This window comes from Pseudomonas sp. GP01-A4 (assembly GCF_058780865.1).
Genome location: NZ_JBYSWF010000029.1, coordinates 11,728 through 30,457 on the forward strand (window position 1 = coordinate 11,728; position 18,730 = coordinate 30,457).

Below are 18,730 nucleotides of genomic sequence, written 5' to 3' on the forward strand. Positions count from 1 at the left end.
TGCCATGAATCAGACCCTGGCTGCCCCGAACGTCTGGACCGACGGCAAGCGCCACCTGTGGTGGCTCGGCATCATGCCCCTGGCAACCCCAATTCTCTCTGGCGCCCTGGCCATCACTACCGGCGTGCAACAACTGTGGTGGGTCGGTGTGCTGGTGATCTTCGGCCTGATCCCGCTGATCGACGGCCTGCTGGGTGAAGACGTCAGCAACCCGCCCGAGTCCGCCGTCAGCAACCTCGAATCCCAAAGCTACTACCGCTGGATCGTCTACACCGGCGTGCTGTTTGTCATCTCATCCCTGGTGGTCACCGGGTGGCTGGCCGCAGGCGGTATCGACTGGATTATCAATGGCGGCCTGCTGCATGCCACCGCCACCCTGGACCCGTCGAGCTGGCTGGCGAAAACCGCCGCGTTCATCACTGCGCGCACCGAGCTGCATGGCCAGGTGAGCTGGTTCACCTACCTGGGCATGGCAATGTCCACTGGCGCCGCCACCGGCATCGCCATCAACACCGCCCATGAGCTGGGGCACAAGCCGCGCCTGCTGGAAGTCGTGCTGGCCAAGATCACCCTGGCGCCGACCTTCTACGGGCACTTCTACACCGAACACAACCGTGGCCACCACGTGCGCGTCGCCACCCCGGAAGACCCGGCCAGTTCGCGGTTGGGGGAGAGCTTCTGGGCCTTCCTGCCGCGCTCGGTATGGTTCAGCGCCCGCTCGGCGTGGAACCTGGAGCGTGAACGCCTGCGCAAACTCGGCCTGCCGGCCTGGCACTGGAAGAACGCCGTACTCAGCGCCTGGATGTACAGCGTGGTGTTGTGGGGCGCGATGATTGCCTGGCTGGGCGCGGCAGTGATTCCATTCCTGATCATCCAGGGCATCTACGGTTTCTCGCTGCTGGAAGTGGTGAACTATGTCGAGCACTACGGCCTGAAACGCCAGAAGTTGCCCAACGGTCGTTATGAGCGTTGCTCGCCACGCCATTCCTGGAACAGTAATCGGATTGTCACCAATATCTTTCTGTTCCAACTGCAGCGGCACTCCGACCATCACGCCAACCCAACCAGAAGTTATCAGTCACTGCGTCATTTTGATGAATCGCCGCAACTCCCATACGGTTATGCCAGCATGATTGTCTGGGCGTATGTGCCGTACTTGTGGCGACGACGCATGGATCACCGGGTACTTAATCATTACGCCGGGGATATCACCCTGACCAATCTTCAACCTTCACAGCGTTTGAAGTACCTGGAGAAGTACAGCAACACCACCAGACCCTTCTAACGAAAGCAGTCAGTTGTAGGGCGTACTCGGGATCTGTGTATCGCGCAGGTTTTCATCGCCCAGGCTTTACCGGTTTCGAGTACGGCTTAGTTGCAAGACAGTTGTTTGACCCGAACAAAAATAAAATGAAGGGAAGGACGTACACCATGCAAAACCCTGCCAAGTTCACCACGCACATTGTATTGGCCGCGCTGGGCCTGATCGTTTACCACCAGGCCCAGGCCGCCCGTATCGAACCTGCCGGCAGCGCGTTTACTGCCCAGGGCCCCATCAGCTTTTCCAAAGGCGCGCTGATCAGCGCGGATTGCACCATCAAGGTCGCCGGCAAAGTGGCGGCGGATGGGGCGTCAGTAAATGTCGACAAAGTTGAGTTCGACGGCGGCCTCAAGTGCAGCCGGGTCGAAGCCATCAACTTGCCGTGGGTATTGGTGGCTAAAGATACCAGGAGCGGCTCGATGTCGAAGATCGCCGTGGATGTGCATGCCTTTGGTTTGGGCGGTAAGTGCGGGCCTTCTACTGCCGATGGAACCTGGGATAACGCCACCGGCAAGCTGGAAGCGTCGAATGTGCCTATCGGCGAAGACTGCAAGATCAAGACGGTGTCGATCAAGATGCCGCCGAGTTTCAAAGTTATTGAGTAACAGTGGGATGTTGTAGCGGTAATTGAATTGAAATTTGGCTGGAAAGGGAAGTTCTGCAGATTCACCGTGACCTCTCGATCATGGCCATTACCCCTGGCGAAATGACTCGCCATAACATGTGAGGAAAAATAATGAAAAGCTTGAAAACCCTCGTGTCTTTGACTGCTTTGACTGTTTGCATGGGTGCTGCTTCGATGGCCAGTGCGGCGTCTTTCAGCCCTATTGGTGCAAGCATCACCGCTAACGGCAGCATTACGGTCAAATCGCCGTCGTCGTTTCAGCAGCCAGTGACTTGCAACATTCTTTTCCAGGGTGTTGTTAACGCCGATGGTACTGCCAATATCAATAGCGCCACCGTATCGGGTTCCAACAGCCTGTGCGCATTGCCCAAGATGACTAACCTGCCATGGAAACTATCGGCTACCTCCGTTACTGCGGGTACCGTGACCAACGTTGGCTACACCATCGCAGGTGCACCGCCAATCATTCCTGCCACCAACTGCGGCCCGACCACTATTGCCGTGGGCCTGGCGTCAACTGCCAGCCCAGCTTCCAGCACGATCACTGCAACCAACCAGACGCTGACCGGCAGTTGCACCGTGGTGTCGCTGAGCCTCACCGCACCGGGTGCCGTGGTAATTCCTTGATAGGCGTACTCCGTAAAAAGGGTTGATCACCCCGATGGAAGGCAGGCGCCTCGCGAGAGGCGCTTGTTCAGGGATGGACAGCCAACGGATCGGCTGACAACACCGTTCATTGCGCTTGGTGAATACGTCACCAGACAGGTGGAAAAACATGGAAAGCTTGAAAACGTTCGTGGGTGCTACTGCTGTTGCAATGTGCATTTATGCGGCTTCGATGGCCAACGCGGCGTCTTTCATTCCTGCCGACCAATCATTTACCACCGTTAACGGCACCCTGACGCTGAAGTCGCCGTCTTCGATGAGGACACCTGTAACGTGTAATATCCAGTTTGTTGGGCGGGTATCCCACGATGGTTCCACGGCAAGTCTGACCAGTGTTTATATCGCCGGCAGCAACGCCCTGTGTGCCATGTATCGTGTCAGTAACTTGCCATGGGTATTGAGTCCAACAGCCAGTGCTTTCGGCGCATTATCTAATGTCAGTTTCACTGTGGCGAGCCTTCCGCCAATCATTCCTGGTACTAACTGCGGTCCTGCAACTATTAGCGTTTCTCTCTTCAATAACACCGATGGCTTAAATCTTTATGCAATCAATCAGGTACTTCCCGGTAGCTGTGAAGTTGTGTCGATGCGCTTCGCAATGCCATACCTGATGATAAATCCTTGATAAACGAATTTTGATCGGCTTGCGCCTCAGGCGAGGTGTCTGGCCATGTAACTGATGCCGGCGGAGCCGGTGGATAACAATAAAAAGTCTGGGGACTAAGACAATGCAAAGCCTTACCACACGTATTTCTCTAACTGCGCTGCTGCTTGGCCTGGCATTCACATCCTCAATGACCCACGCGGCATCGTTTGCCCAGGCGGGCGCCGCATTTACTGCCACTGGCTCGATCTCTACCGCAGTAAAACTTTTGGTATGGACACCCGTCCCTTGCACTGTCGCGCTGACCGGAAAGGTCGCTTCCGACGGTTCAAGTGCGACCATCACCGGTGCCACTTTTACGGGCAACGCACTGTGCGGAGTTTCCGGGCCGCTTAATCTGCCGTGGACCCTCGTACCGACGAATGCCAGCACCGCAACACTTTCAGGTTTCGCCGAGAAGTTCTTCTCCGACACGTGCGCGTCTCCAAGTACGTTGACCACGCAATGGAGTGCTGCTGATAACACCTTTAGCCTCCTTAGCCCTCACACCGTAGGCGACAGCTGCCGAATCACGGCATTCAGTTTCAAGCCTTCGCCAGTCCTCACGATTAGTCCTTGAACTTGATCATCAGGTCAAAGGTTGAAATATGCCCCTGAACGGGCAAACGAAGCAGCAAGACGAGCCGGCTCGAGCAGGCTCAGTTTGATAACAATAAGGAGTGCCGCATGAATAATAAAAAACAACAGGTGCAGGCTGTATTGGGGCTCGCATTGCTGGGGGGGCTGATGATTACCGCTCCGGCGCAGGCAGGTGGTTTTGCTACCCCGACCTATGGCGCGCAGGGCTGGGGCCGTGCCTTTGGTGGTGGTTCGCTGTTCAAGGATGACCCTTCAGCTGCGTACAACAACCCGGCTGCCATGGCATTTATTGATCACACTATCGTGCAGCAAACCGTCGACTACGCCCGCGTCAATATCAAGTACAAGGGCAGTGCTTACGACTACAAGGGAGATCCGAGCAGTTCCAGCGTCATTGATCCGTTGACAGGTATACCTACCTCAACCCCGCGCACAGGCAACGGCGGCGAAGCAGGCTTCACCGCTTGGCTGCCTACCGGCTTTGCGGTGATTCCGCTCAATGACCGTTTTGCGCTCGGCTTTAGCGCTGTTGTCCCTCAAGGCATGAAAAGTACCTGGGACCCGGACTGGAAGGGTCGCGACTTCGCCGTCGACACCAAGATCGAAACGGTGGGTGTGACGGGCTCGCTGTCGTTCAAGGTCAACGACCAGTTCTCCATTGGTGGTGGCGCCATCGTGCAGCACAGTAGTGGCTTCGTCAGCCAGAACGTCGACCTGCTGGCAGCGGCGGCCTTGTCGCCAGGATTGGGCGGTGCACCCTTTCCTTCGGGGGTTGGGCATGCCTTGATGCGGGTCAAGGTAGATAACACCTCTGTCGGCTGGTTTGCCGGCGTGGTCTGGAAGCCAACGCTGCAGGATACTGTTGGCCTGAACTACCACGCCAAGATCAAGAACAAGCTGGAGGGTAACTACAATATCTATGCCGATGACGGCTCCAGAAGCCTGATGACCGATATCAACCCTGCTTTCGGCAAAACCCTGGTAGAGCAGGCGTACCCGGGCCTGCATCTGTACCCGGATGGCGCCAACGCCTCAACCCAGCTGGATATTCCGGCCAATGCCGCGATTGATTGGGTGCACGTGTTCAATGACCGCTTCACCCTGGGTGTCAGCGCCATGTGGACGCAATGGTCTTCGTTCAAGGACCTGACCCTGAAGTCCGACGGCAGCACCATCGTGTCGATTCCCTACAAGTACCGTGACGTCTGGATGCTGTCGGTGGGCGGTGACTACAAACTCACCGACGACTGGACCGTGCGTGCCGGTGTCGCCAATGACCAGACTCCAACCCGTAACTCCACACGTGACCCACGTATTCCTGACGGTGACCGCTGGTTTGCTTCCCTGGGGCTGAGCTACGCCGTAAGAGCTATACCGGGGCTGACCCTGGACGGTGCGTACTCCCGGCAGTTTGTGGAAGAGGTCAAGTTGAAGACGCAGAACGTCGATCGTCTCGGCGGCGCACGCCTGGATGGCAAGGTCGACAGCAAAGGGGAGGTGGTCAGCCTATCAGCGACTTACGCGTTCTGATCGCGTGCAGTGAAGTGAATTGACTAGCCGATAAAGGAGGGCGGCAAGCGCATCTTGCTGCTCTTCCGGCATTTCTCACGTGTTCCCTTTGATCCATCAGGCTGACTTGCTCAGCCCTTGATTTTTTCGTCCAAGCATTAAATAAAAATTTCAAAACAAAATTTGAATTTATCTTTTCAAGTTTGTAGTGTGGCTTTACGTCACAGGTCATTCCGATCTGCCCGGGCGTTGGCCGTACCCTGAATTGAGTAGAGGTATCCCCATGGTTATCTGGTTATTGGCGGGACTCGCAGCAGCAATTGCCCTGGCGTATCGACAAGCCGCTGCCACCCTCTGGCTGGGTGCCGGCCTGGTCTGGCTGGCGGTCGGTTACCTGTTCAACGCAGTCGCCGGTTTCGGCGCCGGCGTCGTGGCGGTGCTGGTGGTGTTGCCCGCGCTGCTGCTGACGATCAAACCCCTGCGCCGCACCCTGTTGACCAGCAAGGCCCTGGGCCTTTTTCGCGGCATCATGCCGGCGATGTCCGACACCGAGCGTGCTGCCATCGAGTCCGGCACCGTGTGGTGGGACGCCGAGCTGTTCAGCGGCAAACCCCGCTGGGAACGCCTGCTGCAAGCCGCACCGGCCAGCGTCAGCGCTGAAGAACAGGCCTTCCTCGACAACGAAGTGGAGACCCTGTGCGACATGTCCAACGACTGGGAAACCACCCAGGTCTGGCAAGACATGTCCCCCGAAGGCTGGCAGTACACCAAGGATGCCGGCTTCCTCGGCATGATCATTCCCAAGCAATACGGCGGCAAAGGCTTCTCCCACTATGCGCATTCGCAAGTGGTGATGAAGCTCTCGACCCGCTGCTCGGCGGCGGCGATTTCAGTGATGGTGCCCAACTCCCTGGGTCCGGCCGAACTGCTGCTGCACTACGGCACCGACGCCCAGCGCAACTACTACCTGCCACGCCTGGCACGGGGCGAAGACATCCCGTGCTTCGCCCTGACCAGCCCGTATGCCGGCTCCGACGCCGGCGCGATTCCAGACCTGGGCATCGTCTGCAAGGGCATGCACGAAGGTGAGGAAGTACTGGGTTTCCGTGTGACCTGGGACAAGCGCTACATCACCCTCGGCCCAATCGCCACCGTGCTCGGCCTGGCCTTCCGCGCCGAAGACCCGGACGGTCTGCTCGGCCAGCCGGGTTCCCTGGGCATCACCTGCGCGTTGATCCCCACCACCCATCCGGGGGTGAACAGCGGCCGGCGTCACTGGCCACTCAACGCGGTATTCCAGAACGGCCCGACCACCGGCAAGGATGTGTTTATCCCGCTGGAATGGGTGATCGGCGGCCGCGAGCAAGTCGGCAACGGCTGGCGCATGCTGATGGAATGCCTGGCGGCTGGCCGGGCGATTTCCCTGCCGTCGGCCAACGTCGGCCTGGGCAAGGTGGCTGTGCGCGGCACCACCGCTTATGCGGCGATGCGCAAGCAATTCGGCCTGCCCATCGGCAAGTTCGAAGGCGTGCAGGCGCCCCTGGCGCGCATGGCCGGGCATTTGTATGCCTGCGACGCGGTGCGCAAGGTCTCGGTAGCGTCACTGGATGCCGGTGAAAAACCCTCGGTGATCTCGGCCATCGCCAAGTATCACGTTACCGAGCGGGCACGCATCATCGTCAACGACGGCATGGACATCGTGGCCGGCAAGGGCATCTGCATGGGGCCCAACAACTTCCTCGCCCGGGCCTACCAGCAAAGCCCCATCGCCATCACGGTGGAAGGCGCGAACATCATGACTCGCTGCCTGATCATCTACGGCCAGGGCCTGATCCGCTGCCATCCGTATGTGTTCCGCGAGATGGAAGCGGCGCGCAATACGGACCGGCGCAAGGCCCTGGTGGACTTCGACAGCGCGATGTTCGGTCACCTGAGCTTCGTGCTGGCCAATACCGTGCGTGCCGCAGTGTATTCGCTGACGGGCGGGCGGTTGATTTCCGTGCCGGGCAAGACCGATCCGGCGCTGGCGTCCTACTACCGCCAGGCCAATCGGCTGTCGGTGGTGTTGGCGTTGATCTCGGACATTTCCATGGGCGTGCTGGGCGGTGCCCTCAAGCGCAAGGAAAGCATCACCGGGCGGCTGGGGGACATTCTGTCCCAGCTGTACATCCTGTCCTGCGTGCTCAAGCGTTTTGAGGATGATGGCCGGCCACAGGCAGATTTGCCGCTGGTGCATTGGGCGGCCCAGGACGCGTTGCTGCGCGCCCATGAAGCCCTGGCCGAAGTGCTCGACAACTACCCGTCGAAAGCGGCGGCGGCGGTGGTGCGTGGCTTGACGTTCCCGTTCGGTATTCCACAGCGCAAACCGTCGGATCGCCTGTTGGCGCAAGTGGCGGAACTGGTGCAGGTGCCGGGGGAAACCCGCGACCGCTTGCTGGGCAATTCCTACATTCCTCGGCCGGAAATCGACAAGCTGGCTTACGGCGAGCTGGCCTTGCGCCTGTTGCCGCAAGTGGAGCTGATCGAGGCGCGGCTCAAGGGGGCGATCAAGCAAGGCCTGATCGAGCCAATGCCGATTTCCAGTGCGGCGTTTACTCCGTGGCGAGTCAAGGCGCGGGTGCTGGACCTGATCAGCGAGGAAGACGACAGCTTGCTCGCGCGCTATGTGGAATATGGCGATCACGCGATCCAGGTGGACGACTTCCCGCAGGACTTCGGTTTGCTGGAAGCCTTGCAACAGCGCCAGCAGGCGCTGGAACAGGCCGCCAAACCGAGCGCAAGACGCCGCGCCAACCAAGGCGAAAACGTGCCGGTCAACTGACTGGAACTGGAGGAACACGACCCCTGTAGGAGCTGGCTTGCCTGCGATAGCGTTGGTTCAGTGCCAGATGTGTTGGCTGACACACCGCAATCGCAGGCAAGCCAGCTCCTACAAGGATCGGGTTTCCATGGCAACACCGTGTTTGTGAGTGAGTTTATCCATGAGTGACAGCTACCTTTCTTTCGTCAATTCCCCCTGGGGAGCCTGGCTGGCCCGGACTGCCGGGCTGCCCCAACCCCTGGCATTGCAACGTCACCGCAGCGGCCAGCAAGGCCTGGCCAACCCGGTAATCGTCGCGGGGGTAGGGCGCCTGGGGGCGCAAATCCAGCGCATCTTCACCGCCACCGACACAGTGACCGCCACCGCTGCGACCCTCAAGGCACCCTCCACGGTCAAGGTCCAGGGCGCCGTGTTCGACGCCAGCGACATCGCCGACCTCAAGCAGTTGGACGAGCTCTACGAATTCTTCCACGCCAACGCCAGGCGCCTTGGGCAGCACGCCCGGGTGGTGATGCTCGGCACCGCGCCGGAGCAGTGTAAGGACCTGCCCCAGGCCATTGCCCAGCGTGCCCTTGAGGGCCTGGTGCGTTCGTTGGCCAAGGAGTTGCGCCGGGCGATCACCGTGCAGTTGATCTACGTCGCACCGGGTGCCGAGGACGGGCTGGAAAGCAGCCTGCGGTTCTTCCTGTCGCGGCGCTCGGCCTATGTCTCGGGGCAGGTGGTGCGCCTCGAAAAAACCGTCGATAGCCCAACCGAAATCAACTGGGACAAACCCCTCGGCGGCCGCCGTGCCCTGGTCACCGGCGCCTCCCGTGGCATCGGCCTGGCAATCGCCCAGGTGCTGGCCCGCGATGGAGCCCATGTGGTCTGCGTGGATGTGCCCCAGGCCCAGGATTCGCTGCAACAGGCGGCCGGCAGTGTCGCAGGCACCGCACTGGCGCTGGACATCACCGCCACCGATGCCGCGCAGCAGTTGCACGCCCATGTCAGCCAACACGGTGCATTCGACGTGGTGGTGCACAACGCCGGGATTACCCGCGACAAGACCATCGCCAAGATGACTGAGACCGCGTGGCGCAGCGTACTGGCGGTCAACCTGGAAGCACCGATGCACCTGAGCACAGCGCTGCTGGAAAGCCAGGGCCTGAATCCGGGCGGGCGGATCGTGTGTGTCTCATCGATTTCCGGTATCGCCGGCAACCTCGGGCAAAGCAACTACGCCACCTCCAAGGCCGGGGTGATCGGCCTGGTACAAGGCCTGGCCCCGCAGGCGGCGGCGCAGCAAGTGACGGTGAATGCCGTGGCACCGGGCTTTATCGAAACCCAGATGACCGCGAAGATCCCGCTGATGATTCGCGAAGCGGGGCGGCGGATGAACTCGATGTCCCAGGGCGGGCAACCCATCGACGTGGCAGAAACCATCGCCTGGCTGGCGCATCCGGCATCCGGCGGGGTCAATGGCCAGGTGGTGCGGGTCTGTGGCCAAAGCCTGTTGGGAGCCTGAGCATGGACTATGTGACGCAGATTATTGACCCGCCGCCCTCGCGCTCGCGGCTGTTGCTGGACGGGGTATTGGGGCTGCGCAAACCGAAGCTGGAAGGCGAGCCGACGTTGCCGAAAGAACGCCTGGTGCGTTCGGCCGTCGAGCTGTCTGCCCAAGGGATCGCGGCTTACGGTCGGGCCTGTGGTTTCCGCCGTGAGCAAGGCGTGCCGCTGTCCTATCCCCATGTGCTGGCGTTCCCCTTGCACCTGATGCTGCTGACCCGCCCGAGTTTCCCGTACCCGGCCAGCGGCATGGTGCATTTGGCCAATCGCATCCGCCAGCATCGACGGCTGGAGGCGGGCCAGGCCTTGCGCCTGGAGGTGTATTGCGAACGCTGGGTCGCCCATCCGAAAGGCCAGGCGCTGAGCATCGCCACCCGTGGCTACAGCGCGGGCGCCCTGATATGGGAGAGCGACAGCCTGTACCTGCGCCGTGACGTAAACGCGCCGGTTGGCGAGCCGTGGGACGACGCGTTGCCCTTGCAGGAAGAAGGTTTGCTGCGCACTCAACGCTGGGTGCTGCCGGCGGATCTGGGGCGGCGTTTCGCCAGGGTCTCGGGGGATTTCAACCCCATTCATACCTCGGTGATCGGCGCCCGATTGTTCGGTTTTCGCCGGGCCATCGCCCACGGCATGTGGACCCTTGGCCGCGCCCTGGCCGCCCAGCAACCCCCCGGCGGACTGGACCAGGCCGAGGCCCATTGCGACTTCAAGCTGCCGATCTTCCTGCCCGGCCAGGTGGCGCTGTGGAACGTTCCGCCAACCGGCCCGCGCCGTGAGTTTGAAGTGCGTAATTTCGCCGGTGACAAACCCCATATGCGTGGGCTGTTTATCTGGAATGAGACCGATCGATGAGTGACTACAGTTTCAACCCGGCCCCGACGCGCCGCGTGGCGATTATCGGCGGCAACCGTATCCCGTTCGCCCGCTCCAACACCGTGTACGCCCATGACAGCAACCAGGATCTGCTGGTCGCCGCCCTGCAAGGCCTGGTGGACCGCTACAACCTTCACGGCCTGCGCCTGGGCGAGTTTGCCGCGGGTGCGGTGATCAAGCATTCCCGGGATTTCAACCTGGCCCGGGAAAGCCTGCTGTCTACCACACTGTCTCCCGAAACCCCGGCCTACGACCTGCAACAAGCCTGCGGCACCGGCCTGGAAGCGGCGTTGCTGGTGGCCAACAAGATCGCCCTTGGGCAGATCGAAGTGGGCGTTGCCGGTGGTTCCGACACCACCTCCGACGCGCCCATCGGCATCAACGAGTCCCTGCGTCGCACCTTGCTTTCAGCCAACCGCGCCAAGGGCACCGGCGCCAGGTTGAAGGCCTTGATGGGTGTGCGCCCGTCGATGTTCTTCAAGCCGCTGCTGCCGCGCAATGGCGAGCCGCGCACCGGCTTGTCCATGGGTGAACACTGCGAGGAAATGGCCAAGCGCTGGCAGATCAAGCGCCTGGCCCAGGACGAGTTGACCCTCACCAGCCACCAGCGGCTGGATGCGGCGTACAAGCAGGGTTTCTTCGATGATTTGATCAGCCCGTATCGCGGCCTGGCCCGGGACAACAACCTGCGGGCCGACGCCAGCCTGGAGAAACTTGCCGGCTTGTCCCCGGCCTACGACCGCCAGAACGGCACGCTCACCGCCGGCAACTCCACGCCCCTGACTGACGGCGCGTCGGTGGTGCTGCTGGCCAGCGAGGAATGGGCCGCCGAGCGCGGCTTGCCCGTATTGGCGTACCTGCGAACCGGTGAAACCGCTGCGGTGAATTTCGTCGACGGCACCGAAGGCCTGTTGATGGCCCCGGCCTACGCCGTGCCACGCATGCTCAAGCGCGAAGGCCTGACGTTCGCCGACTTCGATCTGTTCGAGATTCACGAAGCCTTCGCCGCCCAGGTGCTGTGCACCCTCAAGGCCTGGGAAGACCCGGATTACTGCCGCGACCGCCTGGGCCTCGACGCGCCGCTGGGCAGCATCGACCGCAGCAAGATGAACGTCAACGGCGGCTCCCTCGGCTGCGGCCACCCCTTCGCCGCCACCGGTGGCCGGCAACTCGCGGCACTGGCCAAGGCGATCCACCAGCGTGGCGGCGGCCGCGGCCTGATTTCGATCTGCGCGGCGGGTGGGTTGGGCATTACCGCTATCGTCGAAAAGTAGTTCCCACCATAAAAACAACAAGGAGACTGCCATGAACGCTGTAAGCCTGGAACAGACCGAACGCCTCTGGTTGAACGCTTACCTGCCCGGCGTACCGGCAGACATCGACGCCGGCATCGAGGATTACCCGTCGTTGCGCGAGGTGTTCCTGGAGCACCTGCACAAATTCCGCGACCGCGTGGCCTACGTCAGCATCGGCACCGAAATGACCTACGCCGACTGGGAGGTGCAGGGCATCGCCTTTGCTGCGTGGCTGCAAGCCCAGGGTGTGAAGAAGGGCGACCGGGTGGCGCTGATGATGCCCAACTGCTTGCAGTACCCGATCTGCCTGCTGGGCACGATTCTCGCGGGTGCGGTGGTGGTCAACGTCAACCCGCTGTACACCGCCCGGGAGCTGCAGCATTTGCTCAAGGACAGTGGCGCAGAGACCCTGGTGATCTTCGAAAACTTCGCCCACACCCTGGAGAAGGTGGTGGCCGCCAGTACCGTCAAACGTGTGGTGATCGCGGCCATCGGTGACCTGCTCGGCACCTTCAAGGGCGCGGCGATGAACTTCATCCTGCGCAGCGTGCAGAAGCAGGTGCCGCGTTTCAACCTGCCGGGGGCCGTGCGTTTCAACCAGGTGTTGAAACAGGGACGCGGGCAAACCCATCTCGCCGTGCCGATGAACCGCGAAGACCTGGCCTTCCTGCAATACACCGGCGGCACTACCGGCGATGCCAAGGGCGTCATGCTCAGCCACCGCAACATCATCGCCAACCTGTTGCAGGCCAAGGCGTGGGTCGGTGATCAGCTCGATCAGAACCAGCAGGAAACCAACGTCACCCTGCTGCCGCTGTACCACATCTTTTCCCTGACGGTGAACTGCCTGATGTTCATGTGCCTGGGCGGGCGCAACATCCTGATCGCCAACCCACGGGATGTGAAGCGGGTGCAGATGATCCTGCGCAAGGAGCGTTTCAACGGGATTGCCGGGGTGAATACGCTGTTCAACGGCCTGCTGGAAAACAAGGAATTCTGCGCCCGGGATTTTTCCGATTTGCGCATGGTGATCGCCGGCGGCATGGCCACCCATACCGCTGTGGCCAAGCGCTGGAAGGAAGTCACCGGCTTGCCGATCATCGAAGGCTACGGCCTCACTGAATGTTCGCCGGTGGTGAGCATCAGCCCCATCGACATCTCACGCATGCGCGAGATGGAATTCACCGGCAGTATCGGCGTGCCGTTGCCGTCGACCTGGGTGCGGTTCATTCGTGAGGACGGTGAGTTGGCGGAACTGGGCGAGCAGGGCGAACTGCAAGTACGCGGCCCGCAGGTGATGCAGGGTTACTGGAAACGCCCGGCGGAAACCGCCGAGGTGCTGGATGCCGAAGGGTGGCTGTCTACCGGGGACATCGGGGTGATGAATGAGCACGGCTTCATCCGCCTGGTGGACCGCAAGAAAGACATGATCCTGGTGTCCGGGTTCAACGTGTACCCCAACGAGATCGAAGACGTGGTGACGTTGCATCCGGGCGTGGCGGAAGTGGCGGCGATCGGGGTTGAGGATGGGGTGACCGGCGAGCGGGTCAAAATCATCGTGGTGCGCAAGGACCCAAGCTTGACCCAGGAGCAGATTCTGGCGCATTGCCGGGAATATTTGACGGGGTACAAGGTGCCGCGGTTTGTCGAGTTTCGTACGCAGGAGTTGCCCAAGACGACGGTGGGCAAGGTGTTGCGCCGGGCGCTGCGCTAAGCCTGAGTGAACGCGGTCAAAAATGTGGGAGCGGGCTTGCTCGCGAATGCGGTGGAACAGTCGATGGAGATGTTGACTAACAGACCGCATTCGCGAGCAAGCCCGCTCCCACATTTGATCTTTGGTGGCTGAACGGTCGCAGTCAGTCGTCGAATCCCACCTGCTCATGAATCTCATCGACCTTCAATTCCAGCCGATACGCCACGGCAATGAACAACGCCTGGCACAGGCACAGCGTCGCACTCAGTGACCTGAACGCAAACGACGAGCCTTCATTCACCAGCAACACCGTGCTTGCCCGCTTGGCCAGGGGCGACAGGTTGCTGTCGGTAATGATCAGGGTCTTGGCCTGATGGTGCTGGGCAATCCGCAGGCAGTGCTGGGTTTCCTTGCCGTAGGGCGTAAAGCTGATGGCAATCACCAGGTCGTTGGCCCGCACACTGCGCATCTGCTCGCGATAGCTGCCGCCCAACCCCGAGACCAGATGGATGCGCTTGTTGGTGTGCTGCAGGTTGTACACCAGGTAGTCCGCCACGGCGAACGAGCGGCGCACGCCCACCACGTAGATATTGTCGGCATTCACCACCAGGTCCACGGCCTTGTCGAAGGCTGCGTCATCCAGTTCCAGCCCCAGGCGCTCGATCCCGGAGAGGGTGGCATTCACGCACTCACGCGCCAGGTCGCCGCCGCTGGCTTTCTGCGACTTGTTGGCGATCATGCTGCGGATGCGTTGCTGGTAGTTCTGCACCGGCGTGGTCTTGTGGGTGTAGGCCTCGCGGAACAGCGCCTGCATTTCACTGAAACCACTGAACCCGAAACGCTGGGAAAACCGCACGATGGCCGACGGGTGCACTTCGCATTCACGGGCGATGTCGCTGATGCGGTCGACCATGATCCGGTCGCTCTGCTGGCTCATGTAGCTGGCGATGCGCTTGAGCTGGCGCGGCAGGCTCTCGTATTCATCGGTGATCAGCTGCAACAACCGCTCGGCGTTCAGCGGCGGGCTGGCGAGTGCGTCTTCCGGGGCGCTCTGGGACATAGGGAATCCTTCTGGCTTGTTCTTATAGGGCGCGTCGAGGCGCCCCTGACAATAAGTCGATGTGCGCAAGTCTACAGGGTAGGCGCAAAAAAAAACCTCGGCATCCCGCCCCACGGTGCAGCTGAAACGATGCACTGCGGCTGGAACATACCGATGATGGCGTATTGGAAAATATATTCCACGAAAAATATTTATAGAATAAATATTGATTGGCGTCACCAGACGTTCTAGTCTGCTTGCACCAAGAGCGTATGCCGCCACCGCGACGGCACACGCAGGCTGATAAAAATAACAGGAGCCAGCATGGGCCAGACTCGTTTTGCCAGTGGGCGTCAATTGGATCTGATTTGCCTGGGACGCCTGGGCGTCGACCTTTACGCACAACAAGTGGGTGCACGGCTGGAGGATGTCTCGAGCTTCGCCAAGTACCTCGGCGGTTCCTCCGCCAACATCGCGTTCGGCACCGCGCGGCTGGGGCTCAAGTCGGCGATGTTGAGCCGGGTAGGGGACGACCACATGGGGCGTTTCCTGCTGGAGTCCCTGGCCCGCGAAGGCTGTGACGTCAGCGGCATCAAGGTCGACCCGGAACGCCTCACCGCCCTGGTGCTGCTGGGCCTCAAGGACCGCGAAACCTTCCCGCTGGTGTTCTACCGCGAGAACTGCGCCGACATGGCCCTGCGCGCCGAAGACATCAGTGAAGCGTTCATTGCTTCCAGCAAGGCGCTGCTGATCACCGGTACCCACTTCTCCACCGACGGCGTGTACAAGGCCAGCATCCAGGCCCTGGACTACGCCGAGAAGCACAACGTCAAACGCGTGCTCGACATCGACTACCGCCCGGTGCTCTGGGGCCTGGCCGGCAAGGCCGATGGCGAAACCCGGTTTGTGGCCGACCAGAATGTCAGCCAGCACGTGCAGAAAATCCTCCCGCGTTTTGACCTGATCGTCGGCACCGAAGAAGAATTCCTGATTGCCGGTGGCAGTGAAGATTTGCTCACGGCATTGCGCACGGTGCGTGGCCTGACCTCGGCCACCCTGGTGGTCAAGCTTGGCCCCCAGGGCTGCACGGTGATCCACGGCGATATCCCGGCCCGCCTTGAAGACGGCGCGATCTACCCCGGGGTACGGGTGGAAGTACTCAACGTGCTGGGCGCCGGCGATGCCTTCATGTCCGGCTTCCTCAGCGGCTGGCTTGAAGACGCCAGCGACGAGCGCTGCAGCCAGTTGGCGAATGCCTGCGGCGGCCTGGTGGTGTCGCGCCATGCCTGCGCGCCGGCCATGCCGACCCGCGCCGAACTCGATTACCTGTTCAACAGCCCGGTGCCGATTACCCGCCCGGACCAGGACGCGGTGCTGCAACGCCTGCACCAGGTCAGCGTGCCGCGCAAGGTCTGGAAGCAGCTGTTTGTGTTTGCCTTCGACCACCGCTGGCAGTTGGTGGAACTGGCACAAAAGGGCGGCCAGGACCCGGCGCGCATCAGCGCCCTGAAGCAACTGTTCATCCAGGCCGTGGAACGGGTTGAAAGCAAACTGGCGGAGCAGGGCGTCGAGGCTGACGTCGGGATTCTGGCCGACCAACGCTTCGGCCAGGACGCGCTGAACGCCGCCAGCGGTCGCGGCTGGTGGATCGCCCGCCCGGTGGAAGTCCAGAATTCACGGCCGCTGGCCTTTGAACACGGGCGCTCGGTGGGCAGCAACCTGATTGCCTGGCCCCGGGAGCAGATCATCAAGTGCCTGGTGCAATTTCACCCCGATGACGAGCCATTGCTGCGCCTGGAACAGGAAGCGCAACTCAAGGCCCTGTATCAGGCGTCCCTGGTCAGCGGCCATGAGCTGCTGCTGGAAGTCGTGCCCCCCAAGGATCACCCGTCCACCTATCCCGACGTGCTCTATCGCAGCCTCAAGCGCCTGTACAACCTGGGCATCTACCCGGCGTGGTGGAAGATCGAGGCGCAGTCGGCCGCAGACTGGAAAAAGCTCGACGAGCTGATCCAGGAGCGCGATCCCTACTGCCGGGGCGTGGTGCTGCTGGGCCTGAACGCTTCCGCCGAATGCCTGGCCGATGGCTTCCAGCAAGCCAGCCAAAGCCAGACCTGCCGCGGGTTCGCCGTGGGTCGCACGATCTTCCAGGAACCGAGCCGAGCCTGGCTGGCGGGGGAGATTGACGATCAAGCCTTGATTGAGCAGGTGCAGTGCATCTTTGAGCAATTGATTAAGGCTTGGCGCAGTTCTCGAAGCTAAACACGGTCAAATGTGGGAGCGGGCTTGCTCGCGAAAGCGGAGTGTCAGTCGACTGATACACCAACTGAACCACCGCCTTCGCGAGCAAGCCCGCTCCCACATAAAGCAGATCTCAGGCAACTCTGAAAAAACAATAATAGGTGCAGCCATGCCCGCTATCCGAATTGGCATCAACCCGATCTCCTGGAGCAACGACGACCTGCCGGCCCTGGGCGGTGAAACGCCGTTGAGCACGGCCCTCAGCGAAGGCAAGGACATCGGCTACGAAGGCTTTGAACTCAACGGCAAATTCCCCAAGGACGCCAAAGGTGTCGGCGATGTATTGCGCCCCTACGACCTGGCACTGGTCTCCGGCTGGTACTCCAGCCGCCTGGCCCGGCGCTCGGTGGCGGAAGAAATCGAAGCCATCGCCAGCCACGTCGAACTGCTGCGTGAAAACGGCGCCAACGTGTTGGTGTATGGAGAAGTCGCCGACTCGATCCAGGGTTCGCCGGTGCGCCTGATCGAACGCCCGCGCTTCCACAGCGAACAGGCCTGGCAGGAATACGCCGACAAACTCACAGAACTGGCGCGCTTCACCCTGTCCCAGGGCGTGCGCCTGGCGTACCACCACCATATGGGCGCCTACGTCGAATCCCCGGAAGACATCGACCAACTGATGCGCCGCACCGGCCCGGAAGTCGGCCTGCTGTTTGATTCGGGCCACTGCTACATGGGTGGCGGCGAGCCTATCGAGGTGCTGCGCAAACACATCGCCCGCATCTGCCACGTGCACTTCAAGGATGTGCGCAAGCCGGTGGTGCAACTGGCACGCAACCAGATGTGGAGCTTCCCGGATTGCATCGTCAACGGCACCTTCACCGTGCCCGGCGACGGCGATATCGACTTCGCCGCGCTGCTGGACGTGCTGCTGGCCGCCAATTACCAGGGTTGGCTGGTAGTGGAGGCCGAGCAGGATCCTGCCGTGGCGCCGAGCTACATCTATGCGAAGAAGGGTTACGACACCCTGCGCGCACTGTTGAGCGAGAGGACTGGACAATGAGCCTGTTGGTCAAAAGCAGCAAGCGCGGGCAAACCATGGTGGCGCTGGAAGAAGGGCGCCTGGAATACGTGGGCTTCGCCGCCTACCGCCTGAGCCTGGGTGAAACCTTGCCAGTCACCGCCGGCGACAAGGAACTGTGCCTGGTGCTGCTCAGCGGCCGGGTGACTATCCAGGGCGAAGGCTTCAACTGGGAAAACCTCGGTGATCGCCACTCGGTGTTCGAAGACAAGTCGCCCTTTGCCGCTTATTTGCCGCCAGGCACCGACGCCCAGGTCACCGCGCTGAGCGACGTGCAAATTGCCGTCTGCGCCGCTCCCGGCTCAACCGACGCAGGTCTGGCACCCCGTCTGATTCGCCCCGAGCAATGCAAGCGCAGCGTACGCGGCAAGGGCGCCAACACCCGCTACGTGTGCGACATCCTGCCCGACAGCGAGCCTGCCCATTCGCTGCTGGTGGTGGAAGTGCGCACGCCGTCCGGTCACTCGTCGAGCTACCCGCCCCACAAGCACGACACCGACGATCTGCCGCACCAGAGCTTTCTCGAAGAAACCTACTACCACCAGATCAACCCGCCCCAGGGCTTTGTGTTCCAGCGGGTCTACACCGACGACCGCAGCATCGACCAGGCCATGGCCGTGGAAAACAGCGACCTGGTGGTGGTGCCCAAGGGGTATCACCCGGTCAGCGTGCCGTATGGCTACGAGTCTTACTACCTGAACGTGATGGCCGGCCCCAAGCGCGCCTGGCATTTCCATAACGACCCGCAGCACAGCTGGCTGCTGGATCTTTAAGCACT

At 61.3% G+C, this 18,730-nt stretch carries 15 protein-coding genes; 14 read left to right on the forward strand and 1 reads right to left on the reverse strand.

Features of this window, described 5'->3' with window-relative positions; all coding sequences use genetic code 11:
- The first annotated feature begins 4 nt into the window (after positions 1–4).
- The 11 genes from AC3WKX_RS17595 to AC3WKX_RS17645 all read left to right on the forward strand — a co-directional run bounded on the left by AC3WKX_RS17595 (position 5) and on the right by AC3WKX_RS17645 (position 13,612).
- Positions 5–1,285 carry an alkane 1-monooxygenase gene (locus AC3WKX_RS17595; protein WP_102369301.1) on the forward strand — a complete coding sequence of 427 codons (1,281 nt, stop codon included), beginning with the start codon at positions 5–7 and terminating at the stop codon, positions 1,283–1,285.
- 146 nt (positions 1,286–1,431) lie between these two features.
- Complete coding sequence (gene praA, locus AC3WKX_RS17600) at positions 1,432–1,926, forward strand: alkane oxidation protein activator PraA (protein ID WP_102605505.1); 495 nt, start codon at positions 1,432–1,434, stop codon at positions 1,924–1,926.
- Between the two features lie 131 nt (positions 1,927–2,057).
- Positions 2,058–2,573 carry an alkane oxidation protein activator PraB gene (praB, locus tag AC3WKX_RS17605; protein WP_008437145.1) on the forward strand — a complete coding sequence of 172 codons (516 nt, stop codon included), beginning with the start codon at positions 2,058–2,060 and terminating at the stop codon, positions 2,571–2,573.
- A 148-nt stretch (positions 2,574–2,721) separates the two neighbouring features.
- The gene (gene praB, locus AC3WKX_RS17610; RefSeq protein WP_102605504.1) at positions 2,722–3,237 is read left to right on the forward strand and encodes an alkane oxidation protein activator PraB; all 516 of its coding nucleotides are present in this window, start codon (positions 2,722–2,724) and stop codon (positions 3,235–3,237) included.
- A gap of 103 nt (positions 3,238–3,340) precedes the next feature.
- The gene (locus tag AC3WKX_RS17615; RefSeq protein ID WP_146013732.1) at positions 3,341–3,835 is read left to right on the forward strand and encodes a PraA/PraB family alkane oxidation protein activator; all 495 of its coding nucleotides are present in this window, start codon (positions 3,341–3,343) and stop codon (positions 3,833–3,835) included.
- 107 nt (positions 3,836–3,942) lie between these two features.
- The gene (locus tag AC3WKX_RS17620) at positions 3,943–5,385 is read left to right on the forward strand and encodes an outer membrane protein transport protein (RefSeq protein ID WP_008437147.1); all 1,443 of its coding nucleotides are present in this window, start codon (positions 3,943–3,945) and stop codon (positions 5,383–5,385) included.
- A 262-nt stretch (positions 5,386–5,647) separates the two neighbouring features.
- Positions 5,648–8,185 (forward strand): acyl-CoA dehydrogenase, encoded by a 2,538-nt coding sequence (locus AC3WKX_RS17625; RefSeq protein WP_102605503.1) that lies wholly within the window; start codon positions 5,648–5,650, stop codon positions 8,183–8,185.
- Positions 8,186–8,345: 160 nt separating this feature from the next.
- Positions 8,346–9,689: a 3-oxoacyl-ACP reductase gene (locus AC3WKX_RS17630; protein ID WP_102605502.1), complete on the forward strand. Its 1,344-nt coding sequence runs from the start codon at positions 8,346–8,348 to the stop codon at positions 9,687–9,689.
- A 2-nt stretch (positions 9,690–9,691) separates the two neighbouring features.
- The gene (locus tag AC3WKX_RS17635; protein WP_102605501.1) at positions 9,692–10,582 is read left to right on the forward strand and encodes a MaoC/PaaZ C-terminal domain-containing protein; all 891 of its coding nucleotides are present in this window, start codon (positions 9,692–9,694) and stop codon (positions 10,580–10,582) included.
- Positions 10,579–11,877, forward strand: a complete 1,299-nt coding sequence (locus AC3WKX_RS17640) for an acetyl-CoA C-acetyltransferase (protein ID WP_102369297.1) — start codon at positions 10,579–10,581, stop codon at positions 11,875–11,877. The genes AC3WKX_RS17635 and AC3WKX_RS17640 overlap by 4 nt, the downstream gene beginning before the upstream one ends.
- Before the next feature lie 31 nt (positions 11,878–11,908).
- A complete protein-coding gene (locus AC3WKX_RS17645; protein WP_102605500.1) occupies positions 11,909–13,612 on the forward strand; it encodes an AMP-binding protein in 1,704 nt (567 codons plus the stop codon).
- A 142-nt stretch (positions 13,613–13,754) separates the two neighbouring features.
- Here the strand turns inward: AC3WKX_RS17645 and AC3WKX_RS17650 are convergent, their stop codons facing one another.
- Positions 13,755–14,651, reverse strand: a complete 897-nt coding sequence (locus AC3WKX_RS17650) for a MurR/RpiR family transcriptional regulator (protein WP_003214679.1) — start codon at positions 14,649–14,651, stop codon at positions 13,755–13,757.
- Positions 14,652–14,954: 303 nt separating this feature from the next.
- Between AC3WKX_RS17650 and AC3WKX_RS17655 the strand changes: the two genes are divergently transcribed.
- The 3 genes from AC3WKX_RS17655 (at position 14,955) to iolB (ending at position 18,725) form a co-directional block, all read left to right on the forward strand.
- On the forward strand, positions 14,955–16,892 hold the full coding sequence (locus AC3WKX_RS17655) for a bifunctional 5-dehydro-2-deoxygluconokinase/5-dehydro-2-deoxyphosphogluconate aldolase (protein ID WP_102605499.1): 1,938 nt from the start codon (positions 14,955–14,957) through the stop codon (positions 16,890–16,892).
- A gap of 148 nt (positions 16,893–17,040) precedes the next feature.
- Positions 17,041–17,934 (forward strand): myo-inosose-2 dehydratase, encoded by an 894-nt coding sequence (iolE, locus tag AC3WKX_RS17660; protein WP_003214685.1) that lies wholly within the window; start codon positions 17,041–17,043, stop codon positions 17,932–17,934.
- Complete coding sequence (gene iolB / locus AC3WKX_RS17665; protein WP_003214687.1) at positions 17,931–18,725, forward strand: 5-deoxy-glucuronate isomerase; 795 nt, start codon at positions 17,931–17,933, stop codon at positions 18,723–18,725. The genes iolE and iolB overlap by 4 nt, the downstream gene beginning before the upstream one ends.
- The last annotated feature ends 5 nt before the right edge of the window (positions 18,726–18,730 follow it).